The organism is Paenibacillus sp. Marseille-Q4541, assembly GCF_018310695.1.
Lineage (GTDB): Bacteria > Bacillota > Bacilli > Paenibacillales > Paenibacillaceae > Paenibacillus.
Map to the genome: position 1 here is coordinate 54678 of NZ_JAGXCY010000020.1, position 13299 is coordinate 67976.

The 13299-nt window shown below is 37.4% G+C and carries 14 protein-coding genes; 1 reads left to right on the forward strand and 13 read right to left on the reverse strand.

The window, feature by feature from the left end; genetic code table 11:
• Positions 1-14: 14 nt before the first annotated feature.
• The 11 genes from KFT32_RS18160 to KFT32_RS18210 all read right to left on the reverse strand — a co-directional run bounded on the left by KFT32_RS18160 (position 15) and on the right by KFT32_RS18210 (position 9907).
• Complete coding sequence (locus KFT32_RS18160; protein ID WP_211748660.1) at positions 15-623, reverse strand: dienelactone hydrolase family protein; 609 nt, start codon at positions 621-623, stop codon at positions 15-17.
• Positions 620-1480 carry a P-loop NTPase family protein gene (locus tag KFT32_RS18165; RefSeq protein ID WP_211748661.1) on the reverse strand — a complete coding sequence of 287 codons (861 nt, stop codon included), beginning with the start codon at positions 1478-1480 and terminating at the stop codon, positions 620-622. The genes KFT32_RS18160 and KFT32_RS18165 overlap by 4 nt, the downstream gene beginning before the upstream one ends.
• Positions 1481-2121: 641 nt before the next feature.
• Positions 2122-2769 (reverse strand): P-loop NTPase family protein, encoded by a 648-nt coding sequence (locus tag KFT32_RS18170; protein ID WP_211748662.1) that lies wholly within the window; start codon positions 2767-2769, stop codon positions 2122-2124.
• 224 nt (positions 2770-2993) lie between these two features.
• The gene (locus KFT32_RS18175; RefSeq protein ID WP_211748663.1) at positions 2994-3464 is read right to left on the reverse strand and encodes an NUDIX domain-containing protein; all 471 of its coding nucleotides are present in this window, start codon (positions 3462-3464) and stop codon (positions 2994-2996) included.
• Positions 3465-3693: 229 nt separating this feature from the next.
• A complete protein-coding gene (locus KFT32_RS18180; protein ID WP_211748664.1) occupies positions 3694-4191 on the reverse strand; it encodes a GNAT family N-acetyltransferase in 498 nt (165 codons plus the stop codon).
• 134 nt (positions 4192-4325) lie between these two features.
• Complete coding sequence (locus KFT32_RS18185; protein ID WP_211748665.1) at positions 4326-4739, reverse strand: GNAT family N-acetyltransferase; 414 nt, start codon at positions 4737-4739, stop codon at positions 4326-4328.
• Positions 4740-4820: 81 nt separating this feature from the next.
• Positions 4821-5813, reverse strand: a complete 993-nt coding sequence (locus tag KFT32_RS18190; RefSeq protein WP_249435968.1) for a phosphotransferase enzyme family protein — start codon at positions 5811-5813, stop codon at positions 4821-4823.
• A 410-nt stretch (positions 5814-6223) separates the two neighbouring features.
• Positions 6224-7729: a thiol-activated cytolysin family protein gene (locus KFT32_RS18195; RefSeq protein ID WP_211748666.1), complete on the reverse strand. Its 1506-nt coding sequence runs from the start codon at positions 7727-7729 to the stop codon at positions 6224-6226.
• A 297-nt stretch (positions 7730-8026) separates the two neighbouring features.
• Positions 8027-8653 carry an FMN-dependent NADH-azoreductase gene (locus KFT32_RS18200; RefSeq protein WP_211748667.1) on the reverse strand — a complete coding sequence of 209 codons (627 nt, stop codon included), beginning with the start codon at positions 8651-8653 and terminating at the stop codon, positions 8027-8029.
• A 71-nt stretch (positions 8654-8724) separates the two neighbouring features.
• Positions 8725-9309, reverse strand: coding sequence for a DUF3238 domain-containing protein (locus KFT32_RS18205; protein ID WP_211748668.1), 585 nt, complete (start codon positions 9307-9309; stop codon positions 8725-8727).
• A gap of 94 nt (positions 9310-9403) precedes the next feature.
• The gene (locus tag KFT32_RS18210) at positions 9404-9907 is read right to left on the reverse strand and encodes a DUF3238 domain-containing protein (RefSeq protein WP_211748669.1); all 504 of its coding nucleotides are present in this window, start codon (positions 9905-9907) and stop codon (positions 9404-9406) included.
• Between the two features lie 152 nt (positions 9908-10059).
• On the opposite strand from KFT32_RS18210, the gene KFT32_RS18215 reads away from it, so the two are divergent.
• Positions 10060-10533: a MarR family winged helix-turn-helix transcriptional regulator gene (locus KFT32_RS18215; protein ID WP_211748670.1), complete on the forward strand. Its 474-nt coding sequence runs from the start codon at positions 10060-10062 to the stop codon at positions 10531-10533.
• A 185-nt stretch (positions 10534-10718) separates the two neighbouring features.
• Here KFT32_RS18215 and KFT32_RS18220 read toward each other — a convergent pair whose 3' ends face one another.
• Positions 10719-11828, reverse strand: coding sequence for an alpha/beta hydrolase (locus tag KFT32_RS18220; RefSeq protein WP_211748671.1), 1110 nt, complete (start codon positions 11826-11828; stop codon positions 10719-10721).
• 59 nt (positions 11829-11887) lie between these two features.
• Positions 11888-13240, reverse strand: coding sequence for a glycoside-pentoside-hexuronide (GPH):cation symporter (locus tag KFT32_RS18225; protein WP_211748672.1), 1353 nt, complete (start codon positions 13238-13240; stop codon positions 11888-11890).
• Positions 13241-13299 lie beyond the last annotated feature (59 nt).

A 13299-nucleotide genomic window follows, 5' to 3' on the forward strand; every position in this document is an offset into this window, starting at 1 on the left:
TAAAACAAATATCGTTATAAACGGCCTATATTCCCTTCGATTTGCTTAAGAAATTCGATACTGCTTTTAACACAATTCTTAAACTGTTCGAAGTTATAGTTTTGGTGAAATGGGTTCATGAAACCATGCTCAGCTTCAACAATTTTTGTCAAAGTATTTTTCTTTTTCTTCAGCTCCTGTTCTACATCCATTACATTAAACGACTTCTCTCTGTTAGGAAAAAATAATAAGACTGGACATTTAGGCTCTATTTCTTTATGATTTCTAATTCTTGACCCATAATATCCAATAATTCCTCCAACCTCATATTCACTGAGCATCCAAGCTATTGTTGCACCAATACTAAATCCCATGATCAATATCTGATCATACTTCTCTTTATTCTCTTTCACTATTTCCTTAACTTCTCTTAATGATTTCTCGAATCCAATCTCATTCATATAATATTGATAAGCGATTTCCTCTTGATCATAAGAAAATGAATCCCTGTGTATTAAATTAGGAATGAGTACATCAAAGCCTTCTTTTACAATCATTTCACTGAAAAATTGAATGTGATCGTTAACTCCATAGATCTCGTGCAGAATAATCACTAAAGATCTTCTTGATGATTCTTTACTCATTGATTTTCACGTCTTTTCATGGTTTTGGACAGGATCTCTCTTAACTCTTCTTTACACTTTTCCATATCATATTGTGAATTATCGATCTTCCGCTTATTGATCTTCAACAAATCAAAAATCTCAAGTTCAATATTCTTCCTTTCTTGAAGAACTTGAACAGTTCCATCAAATCCATGATATCCTTGCATTTTGCCAAATCCTTGATTTGTATAATATTCAATAAACCCATTCGACCATTCTTTCGGTCTTTCATTTATTGCTTTCTCAAAAGTAGACTTGATATCTTTTTGATCAATATAAATTAATAAAGGATTCAAAGATTTTACTGCATCTTCCAACTGCAATACATAGTTGATAACCTCTTCTTTCTGTTTGTTATACTTCACAGTACCTATTGTCAGTGGGTTTTGTATGAAACAACATTCAAATATGTATATTGAATTACTTCGAAGAGTTTCTTCCTTAAAACAATTCCACTTCTCTGTAATCAGGCTAACGTTCTGCTCGAATGGCAACTCATAAATATCTCTAGTCAATATCTCTTGTAGTAACTCATCAGGAAATTCAGATCCAAGTTCATTTTTTATTTTCCGATAAGGGATTAAGAAATGACTTCCGTACTTTACTGATCTACTCTCTACTATTTCTTTATAGCTTTCATGGTCTGATAACAACTGATTAAATTCATCTTGTCTATAAAAAGAAACTCCATCGTAATCAGCTGGATGTTCTAAATTCCCTTCCCCAAACAATTGTGCCTCAACACCATTGTCAGCAAGTATTTCAGATACGAATTGTGCGACAGTCGACTTCCCAGATCCGGGTAATCCCTCAATAATAATCAATTGTGTATTCAATCGGCTTTCCTCCACCATCTGTTCCATTTTAATTACACTTCGATGTGCTGGCTTATTAGGAATCCTTCTTGCCAACCAAGGGGCCTAAGCCCCTAGGACGACTAATTATTAATAATCGAAATTAATCTCGTTTCTTGCGACGAAAGAGCGAAATTCCACCGAAACCACTTATAACAGCGATGTAAAATCCAACATCATACCATAGGCCCGAATTAAACACTTCATATAATCTGATATTATGGTTGAATAATACACCAATTATTAATGAAATAGGAGCGATCCATCCATGCCATATTCCCCAAAAGAATCCTGCAGGATGTTGAGCGTTGTTCGCCCCATCTCCAGGTACACACCCTGTTAAAAGAGACATGATGATAAATAACATTGCCACACTTATGAAATACCTTAATTTCATATCCATCACCTTTCATTTCATTATATTTATTCAACATATATTCGAGAGGTATTCGAGTTCTTGAACTTCTTCAAATATGTCATTGTATTCTTGCTTACGCTTTTTTATCTCATCGATAGAGGGATGTTTCCAGATATAATCTCCTTTTTTAGATAGGATAATTTCGACCCAGGGAAGGAAAGAGCTGACCCGGTTCGTGAATATGTTGTTATATGATGACAGCACCTTATTCCTGTTGCTTCAGAAAATCAATGATTCTGCTCCTATATTCTTCCCAATTGTAATCTACATTTTTTATTACTAACTTAGGTATATCCCATTGCTGAACAATGTTAAATACGAAATCTTGATTTTTTGTCCAAAACTTACCGGCCTCAATAAAATCATGATCTGTATATAGTCCACAGCGATCTTGAGTAAACTCCGAACCTCGAATATTACAAATCCATCGCCAATTCTGTTCTACCTTTACCTGATAATAATAGATTAGAACGGGATGAAGTCTACTTAAAATGGCTTGCATCTTCTTTGTCAAATCCAATATTCTTTGTTCATCCATATGCATATTAAAGGCGAATCCAATGGTGTCCTGAAAAACGTAACTCTCCATAATTACGATTTCATTTTGAGTATACCAGTCGTTCACAAAGCTCTTAAATAATTGTTCAACTTTTGTTGAGAACCATTCTGCTTCTTCTAAATCAGCAAAGGAAGTAAACTGCCTATCATAAATTCGTAATGGATGATTTTCTTCTAATTCATGATAAAACCTATTGGGGATATCCAAATCGTTCAATCGTTCACTAATGAAGCTTCCGGTAGTTGATTTACCAGACCCAGGCATTCCATCAATTAATATTAGTTTTGTTTTCATTAGCTCACCTCGTTCCTCATCACGAGAGATCTATTCAATCCACTTTCTCGGTCCAATAACATGAAATAAATGTTTTGTATTCATCTCCATTGCTTCCTCTATACGTCTTACTTATTGGTTTGAGTAAGTCATCTAACGAACAATACCTACATTCTAATATTTCAGGAGAATTGGATTTACCTTCTTGATTCAGCCATTCCATTCACTCCTTTTATACAAATCCACTAATTTATGTCTCCTGTATAAATCCCTTGCGGTATATTTCCGTCCGCAATGCCGATAATATCTGGAATTAGTGCTCTTGGAAAAAATCTATATTCACTCAGCTTCTTTAATGGTATCCACTCGATTCCTAGCTGATCCTCATCAGGAGATGTTCCTCTTACATCATTCTGTTCTTCCTCAATTAACTCACAATAAAAAATATGATCAACAACATGAATATCTGCATGGATACTATCCTCGTGATGATTCTTACCAATATATTCTCTTAAAAACAATAGATGCTTTACATTAATATCTACCCCTACTTCTTCTATTATCTCTCTTTTCAGAGCTTCTATGATCGTCTCTCCAAACTCCTGACCTCCACCTGGCAACGTATAATCTGCCCCGAATATATCATCATGTTTCTTAATAGTCAGCAAACTATTATTTTTTATAATTACGGCTTTAACACCGCATCTTACTTTCATGTAGACTCCCCCAGGGTTGAATTGTTTCTGCCTTATATCGTTTGAGTATTCAAAAAACGCCCCAACTATAGATAGTTCTAATCTTAGGTTTGGGCGTTTACGATCTGTTTTTCTTCCACAATTATACGTCTGTCGGCGTAAGCCCTGCCAGTGTTTGTTATGAACCAAGGGCGAAGCCCACATGTAGATACGTTATTAAGAGATGTCATCACCCTAATTACCCTAATGCTTAAATCATATATTTATTACTAAATGTTTGAACATATTTCTTTCTATCTTCCCTAAATATTTCAGTATAATTATCCTTTGTATAATTCTTTATTACTTTTCTCCAAAACGATATCGCTGGTATATTTTCTTGCATCTGAGCAATCTTCCAGTTTGCTTTGTATAACTCAAGCGTTTGGATTGCAGCAGCGTAACCAATTCCTGTTTTTCTAAATTTCTTTAGAATCATAAAATCATAAATTACAAGTGTTGGGTCTGGATCGATATCCATATTTTCTAGAAGAACAACGACAAATCCGACTAGGGTTCCAGATAGCTCGAGTAAATAGGGATGCCATCTGTCATCTCCTTCCCAGAAAAAATCGATATTCACATCATACTTACCATCTTTACTAATATCTTGTTTAGTGTATTCGCTAAAATCATACTCATACAACTGATATAGATTCGATAGTATGTATTTTTCTTTTGCTTCTACTGAAACAAGTTTAATGTCCATACTGTCTCCTATCATTTCATTTATTCTACTGACGGTTTCGCTTAGAGGGTTTAATGTATCGATCGACTGATTAATCTCCCTGAAAATCCTTCTATGCGATTAAGGGTGAATGCCAGCGGTAGGAATCTTTGTTATCAGATCTCTTCAAGATTTTTTGTAAGTATTACTTCAAGGGGTTGTGTCTCCAATAGTAAACATCCAGCATCACGATATCCAATCTTCCTATAAAAATGTTGTGCTTCTTCATTAGATTGCGTTGACGTCATTACTAGTTTAAATCCTCTTTGATACATCATTTCTTCCCAATACAGTACCATTTTCTTGCCGATTCCTTGTCCTCTATATTCATCATCAATCCATATCATGTTCATAAAAGGAATGTTATCCCAAAAATATCCATATCTCATCCACCCAATTTTTTTCGCTGCATCTTTAATGATAAAGATCTCCTTTTCTTTAATCTTCGTTCTTACAAGTGTTTCAGGAATATGTCTATCTCTTTCAACAATGTACTTATAATCTTTTTCTGTTGCCAATTCTATCTTCATTGCAAGTCCTCCGCTCTACTCTACTTCGTTGATTGTTCGCCTTATATACTCCGCACGGGGTCTCATTCTCTCAAAAGTTTTTCATTCCCAGAAGGGTGTTCCTGTAAATAAAAAGCTTTTCCCGGTTACATACCTGCCAAATTCACGAGATGCAGACTTTTGCACATCCGTCGGTAACCAGTCGTTGACGTCAGGCAGACCTAGGGTGTGAATTATTGATGTTAACCGTGAAGTTATAAAGAGTCCTTCTAATCGAGTCACATAATCATTCGGTAGCGGAAAGTGTTTTCCATACCAATCGATATATTGTTGTCTGGAATGAGGATGAATAAAACAAAATGTGCAGGCCAAGTCATTGAGAAAAAAGCTGTATCCACACGCGCCAAAATCTATGGGATTAGCGACTCCATCTACATACACGATATTGCCTGGAAGTAAATCATTGTGCGATATGCCCCATGTCAACTTGTTTTTAGGGAGTGAGCCGAGCAAGGCTATCGCTTTCTCCCCAGCGGTGATAAGTATCCGAACATCTTGAGCATCTAATAAATTCTCCCGCACCCGCTGTTTGAGCATGTTCAAAGCGAGACGAACACGTGCAATATCATATGTTGGTCGGACAAAAGATATAGGAGGCTGCCACATACTTGCTTGACGGTGTAGTGCTGCCGTCATTTCAGCCGTAGATTTCAATTCTTGCTCGTTAGTAAAGTATTGTTTTTGTTCACCTGGAACCCATGTTAACATCGTGCAGTTAATCTCGCCGATTTGTGTGACATATGAGCCTTGCTGGTTGCGTAGAGGTAATGGAAGCGTAAGACTTGTATCACGACACAGCGCATCCAGCCATATTAGCTCCGATTCCAGCACATCTCGACGCGTCCAAATCTTTTCAAGCGTACTACTTTTAGGTACGTGAACACGTAAGCTGTACAACAAACCACGATTATCTTCAATTTTAAAAATCGCGGCACCACTCTGTGCTATGGGCGATACGGATACAACATTAATATCGTATTGTGCAAGCGCCTCTTTCGCTATGATTGCATTATCTGTTCCGTTCATATTATTCATAGGCCATCTCCCTACAACATGATAAATATAGGTTACAATGACTACTAATTTATGGAAAGGTAATAAATAAGTATACTGGACTTTACTTCACGATAGTTTAGAACGGATCGTCAGACTTAGCCTCGTAGAGGTTGTTCGCCTAACTCTTCTTTCCTGAAGCGCGTCCGGCAGACCCAGGGACCGGATCGCCCGCAGCGTAAATACAATGTTAGACGATATAGCTCAGGTGAATATGAAGCATTGTCTTTTATTCGAAAATCTTCGCCCCCCCACTTCGTTACCTTCCAGATATCTTAGTTCAATTTCGAGCTTCTCTTTCACAGAAAATAAAAAACTGCACCTCCAATTGTTAGTTGTGTCTAACAATTGGAGGTGCAGTTCACTTTTGAGACGGTCCTTGTCCTAAATGATCATTGACTAATCGTAGCTGTCGGGTATAACGTCGTTCCTCCAATGGAAACTTTTATATTGCTGGATAAGGGAACGTTCGTCTCATTTAAAATTGTTCTCCACCAATCCCACGCAAGACCTGTACATTCTTTTGCGGAAATGTTGATGTTCTTGGAATTAGCTGGAAGTGGAATCTCTGTTGAGAAATGCGCTGTTTTATCTAGACCATTTCCTTCCCAAGTTTTATGGGTAATAACTTCTTGCCCATCTGCATCAAATGTGAATTCATCCCAAGATACTTGAAACTGCGCTACATATGCACCACTATGATCAAGTGTTATTTTACCTTTAGAATATTCCGTAGATTTAGTCTCTACATATTCCGTATTATTGTGCACAGCCGCAATAGAATTGTCCTTCAAGAAGACACTGGTATATGAAATGGGGTAGGCTGGATTCTTAGTACTAAATTGTGCATTATCCTTGATTACTTTTTGAATGACACTGAAGTCTTTGGTAACGATCTGGTTATGTTCTTGTGCATCGCCTCCCAATACAACAGCGGTAAACGAACTTTCATCATAAATATCTTTGTACTGTCCGCTATCTTGTATGCTAGAATTCTTGAGCAATGCTTTAAATGCAGCTTGTACATCACTGCTCTTCGAGGTTGTCTCTAATTTCACGTAAATGGTTCTGCCATAAGCTACGTTGGAAACCATCAGCGGCGGAGAGTCTTCACTTACCCCTTTACGGACCAATTCAGCAAATGTCACACTGTTATCAAAAAGGTCGGATGGATTGTTAGGAAGCGCTGCACTTACGGTATAAAAGATTTGCTTATAAGCAGCTACCATCACTTTTTTCTCGCCGCTTGACACCGCGTCAAAGTCGATTCCAAGCGTATTGTTAATCACTTGAGCATTCACATTAAGTGCACTTGCAATTTGATTTTTGCTGTAAACCATAGATTCTGCATACTGTAGTCGTGCAGGCAGTGTATGCGTGCTCGAATACTTCTCAACCCAAGTCGATACTAGCTGATCAACGGCACCAGAAACGCTGCTGTAAGTTGGTTTTTGAACCGCAATTGTATTTTCATTCTTCAACCCAGGTAGATCAATGCTAATATCTAATGGTTTTCTCGCAGCCATAACCAGATTAGGCTGATTATCCGCAAAATCCCGATTTGCAAGCTGGATTGCGCCTGGATAAGTTCGATTCGTTATCGAATCAATAATAGAAATATCTACTGGTGAAGTTGCTAGTGATTTTTTCTCCCGTTCAACCACGATAAATTTACCATTGGACTGGATACCTTCTTTGGGAACAAAACTACTAATTTTATCCCCATTAACGCTCAAAACTTCATGACGATTATAATTCAGGCTTGCAATCCCAGCATCAATATCATTAGGCATGTTGGATTCAGCAAATGAAATACTGGAATATGTAAAGACGTTTAAACTAACTAATAGAGTTGCTAATAATAATTTTGCTTTTTTGAAATGTTTTATTTTATTCATGCATATCTCTCCTTTTTGTAAAAAATAATACTTCCTACTATATATATCGGTTTTTTTGTAGATAATTTGTTGTATTTGGAGAATACAATATCAAGAATGCTGCATAAGATTTCGCTCAAGCTTCACAATCTTTTACCAGTAACACAAAAGAGGCTGTCAACCTAAGGGCATTCACGAAATGCCCCATCCATAGATAGCTCTTATCTTAGAACGTAGTGAAATAAGCGAATAAAAAAGCAGTACCACCGCTATAAAAGTGTTGGTACTGCCATATAATGTGACAAGCGCTTTGTTAAATTAGAACGTACTTGCTACTTTAACAGCCTTTTCAAGCCCTGCGGCAATAATCTCTTCTGCCTTATCAGGGAACTGGTTGTGACCTTCAATTACTACCGTCGTTATATCTTTTGCACCGAAGAAACTCATCATGCTTGTTACATATTTAACAGACATTTCCACCTCAGATGCTGGTCCTATAGAATATACACCGCCTCTTGCATTTAATAATGCAATTTTCTTATCTCCAATAAGACCTACTGGACCTTCTGGCGTATATTTAAATGTTTTACCCGCGCGGTTTAAGTAATCAATATATGTGTGTAGTACAGCTGGGATTGTTAAATTCCATAAAGGGAAACCAAATACAACTTTGTCAGCTGCAAGGAAAGGATCTAAATATTTATCAGCAACAGCTACTGCTTTTGCTTCTTCTGCTGTTAATTCAAATCCTCTACTAGACTTAAATGTACCGTTAATCATATCTACTCCTACGTATGGCAATTCCTCATTGTATAAATCCAGCTCTACCACTGTATCATTTGGATGTGACTCTTTATAGCTCGCTAAAAAAGCCTCATATAATTTAACACTAACCGACTGATCTGCTGGGCGATTGTTTGCTTTTACAAATAAAACTGTTGTCATTCTCTGTTCCTCCTGATATTCACTCTTATGTTGCTAAATATTTATTCACTCAAAAAAGAATCCTATTGTCTTTACAATATCTTTTTAAAATGATATTCCATGTCTCCAGCCATAGCTTCAGGAATATCACCCGTTTCTCTGAAATCATGTCTATACATTTGTTCAAACGGTCCAAAATTTACTTGCTTATAAAATTCATAACAAGGAAACCCATCATGTTCTCCTTGGATATTGACAGTACCATCTTTTTTGGCACGTACTATTAATAGGTAGTCAACAGGGGGGGCATATGCATTTAAAGGATTGCTAGCACTTGCACTCATTTGAAACTTAACGTCATCAGAATCCCATACAATATCAGTACACAAAATACCATCTGTGCTAGCTTTGCCTGTTTTTTTATGAACAGAACCATCTGGAGTTGTGACTTTTTCTGTTGTTATGCCAGTATTTGCATATGTGAAAATTTCTTTTTTGTAAAAATCTACAACTACTTCTTGTTCAACTCTGGAGCGCATAGCGTTGACAGCATATGGTGTAAATTCACGTGAGTCCCCTTCAAATTCGATTATGTTTCCTGTTTGTACATCCTTCTTAGCTTCTGTCCAAGACATTGGAATAAATACACTTGCTCTAACTTTAACGATATTAGTCATGATACACACCTCTATTATTCTTAAGTTTATTTTGGGTAATAATATCGCCCCATTGAGCAAAATAGGTTGCAATTTCTTTCATTAATATTTATTTCTAAATCTTCGCTTTAAAACTGTATTCCATGTCTCCAGCTAGTGCTGCTGGGGTGTCATCAGTTTTTCTGAAATCATGTATATATATTAATTCAAATGGACCAAAATCTGTTTGCTTATAAAATTCATAGCAAGGAAATCCATCATGAGAGCCTTCAATATACGCAACACCACTTTTATTAACACGTATCGTTAATAAATAATCAGCTGCAGGTGCTGCTGTACTTAAAGGATTGCTAGCACTTGCCCTCATTTCAAAAGAAACGTCATCAGCGCCCCACACAATATTCTTACATACAATGTTTTCTGTTCCTGTTTTTCCTTTTTGATAATCAATAGAACCATCTGGATTTGTGACTTTCACAGTTACGATACAAGCATTGGCATATGTGAAAATCTCTTTTTTATAAAAATCAATAATCACTTCTTGCTCTAATCTTGACCTCATTGTGTTTACAGCGTGTGGTGTAAATTCGCTTCCTCTAATTTTAACGATGTTAGCCATGAGAACCTCCGTAATTTATTAATTCTGTTTCAATAAATACTATTTATTTCACAACTAAAACATAGTCAACTTGATTGACTATGTTTTGCATAGTACAATGTATTTTAAATAAAGTCAACTAAGTTGACTTTATTTGAGGAGGTTTATTATATATGACTCAGGAAGTATTTAGTGAATTGGATCTTACATCACTTTTATCATTATCCTTTAGTACATCAATTAATGAACTACATGACAGATTGAGTGAATTGGGATTTGGAGATATTAAGCCTGCACATGGTTTTATGTTTAAGTTCATCACTCCCAATGGAGCAACAGGTATAGAACTAGCCGAATACTTAGGCATTACAAAGCAAGCTGTGAGTAAGATGGTGGATTATCTTGAGAAAAGTGGCTATGTAATGCGCAAATCTCATCCCACTGATAAGAGAGGAAAAATTATTGTTTTGACCGAACGTGGTTGGTTAGTAGTGAAAGCAAAAGAGAAGATACTAGCTGAGATGGAGCAACGTTGGATTGAGCATATAGGTAACGAACGACTGCAAATGCTCAAAGAAGATTTAACAAGTCTAATTCATGCAGACAATGAAAGTACATTGTCAACGAGGTTTAGACCTGTCTGGTAAATAAAGTTTATAAAGAAACTCACTGTACGCTCATTAACTTAAACCCACTATAATTTGCTTACCTTCTAAGTCTCTTATGTATTACAAAAGAAAAATCCAAGTACCTTATTTTAAATAAAAATCACCCTCTTTCATCTTGCTGAATAGATAAGATGAAAGAGGGTGATTTTTTAAATTATCGAATTTTATGATCCAAAGACGCGCTTAATTCCTTTTGCTATTTCATTCATGCAATCCTCCGCTTGTGGGTAAAACCCTATTTTATCCATAAACGCGTGGTCCACACCATTATAGCGAATATACTGTGTATTAACGCCTGCACGTTGTAGTTTTCTAGCGTAGGCTTCGCACTCAAGTGTCAGATAATCATACTGTGCGGTAATAATTAATGTGTCAGGCATGCCGCTTAAATCTTCTACTAGTAAGGGAGAAGTATAAGCACTTGTTACAGGAACCTTCCCTTGCAAATAAATGTTGTCCAGCATGGCGGTCATATCACCCATACCCATTAATAGTCCCTTGATCAGCTCGTGATGATTGTTAATCGTATACTCTTCGATATTCCATTCGAAATCATCCGTTGCTGTCCCCGCCATGTTCACCGTCGGATAAAGCAATGCTTGGAATTTAATCATCCCCGTTCCTAGATCTCTATCCTTCATCGCGCACACCGTTGATAAGTTCCCACCAGCACTATCGCCACATACTGCGATTTGATTCGGATTTACATTTAGTTCTGCTGCATGCTCATATACCCAGCGAACAGAATCGAAGCAATCGTTTAATCCTGCAGGGAACGGATGCTCAGGTGCAAGGCGGTAATCCACCGAAACAACAACTGCATTTGCTTTCTCTGCAATTGCTTTACATGGATTCTCCACTACATCCAAAGTACCTCCCAAGAAACCACCGCCATGGAAGAAGACTACCGCTGGAACATTCGAGCCTTGAGCTGGAGAATAGATCCGAACTGGGATAGAACCCTCTGAACCTTCTATTTCTCTCGATTCTGTACGAATATCGGTTGTTGTTACATCTGTATTCGGCCAGCCCATCATGGCACGCATCCCCTGAACCATCGCCATTAGATCGGGCTCACCCTCAGGTGGCTTGCCCATCGCAGCCATCTTCTCAGCCATTTCGATTGTTGTATGCAAAACACGAGCATCCATTGCTCCCTCAGCATCTGAATCGGGAAGCTTTTTAATTATCATATCGAGCCCTTTGACGTTCACAACCTCTGTCCGTCTCTCCAGTTCCGCCAACAAATTTTCATATACTTTTTTTTCTAACATGTGCTTCATCTCCTCTATTAGATTCCTTAGGTTTTATTAAATCAAAGATTATTGCTATATTAGGCACCAATCCCTGTTGTACCTCTACGAGTATTCAAGTCACTAATCATTTGGGGCTCATCTTTATCTAGCTTATAAAATATGAATAATAGAATAACAATGACATTTGAAATTAGTGGTAACCATACAAAATTGAATTCAATTGCTAGCAAAGCTGATGGTTCTTGCGCTTGATTCGGTACATATTTCCCTAACGCTAGAACCCAAGCTGCAATCGCTCCTCCGAGCCCCATTCCGAACTTAGCACCAAAACTGCTTGCTGCTGATAGTAAGCCCGGTGCCCTTACACCTGATTTCCATTCTCCATAATCAATCGTGTCAGCAATCATCGCGAACAGAAGACCAAATGCAAAGCCCCCACCAAAATTACTGATTACAATACCCGTTAATGCAACAGGAACAGATGTCATCTGTGCACCTAGATAGATAATGCCCTGCCCCACAGTACCAATGATCATACCCGTAAAGACCGCATTACGTTTACCTAATTTTTTACTAAAAAAAGGAACTAGTATAATCGCAAGCAACATGATAATCTGAAGGCCATTAACAAGCGGAATTAAGTCTTCTCGACCTAGGTTATATTTAAAATAATAAAGAGTAGCAGGCCCCTTAGCTGTAGCTGAGATAAATACGAACAGGCCAGTAACTAAAAGGATCCACCAAGGTGTGTTCCCTTTAATTGCCTTTACTCCTTCCTTAAAAGGAACTGGACGATTGCCGTCAACTTGAACACGTTCCCTTACATTTTTAAATGTAATCAGGAAAAATACGACCGCTACAATAGAATAGATTATCATCGTTAACAAAAAACCTTGTTTTTGATTGCCTTTTCCTAACGCATCAACAAGAGGTAGTGTCGCAATACTAACGAAAATAGCCCCTACTTGCGCCAGAATCATACGAACTGATGATACTACCGTTCTTTCCTGTGAATCACTTGACATACTTGGCAAAATCGAAGTGAGCGGCAAGTTAATACCTGCGTATAATACATTCAGTAGAATATAGGTAATATATGCGTAAGCCAATTTTCCTGTATCCCCGAAATCCGGCGACAAGAACGCAAGAATTGCAATTGCCGCGAACGGAATCGATAACCAAAGGAACCATGGTCTGGATTTCCCATATTTCGAAGTCGTACGATCAATCAAAATTCCAAATATCGGTCCGTCGAACGCATCAATAATTCTCGCTAGGAGGAATAACGTTCCTACTGCTGCGACATTCAGTCCATATACATCCGTGTAGTAAAACATTAAATACAAGGTGACTGTCTGGAAAATAAGATTAGAAGCTGTATCCCCTAGACCATAACTAATTCTTTCTTTCCATGAAACTTGTTTATCCATACATATACCCCCTGTGAATAACCTAGTAAGGAAGAATCGACGATCCGTAATGTAACCCC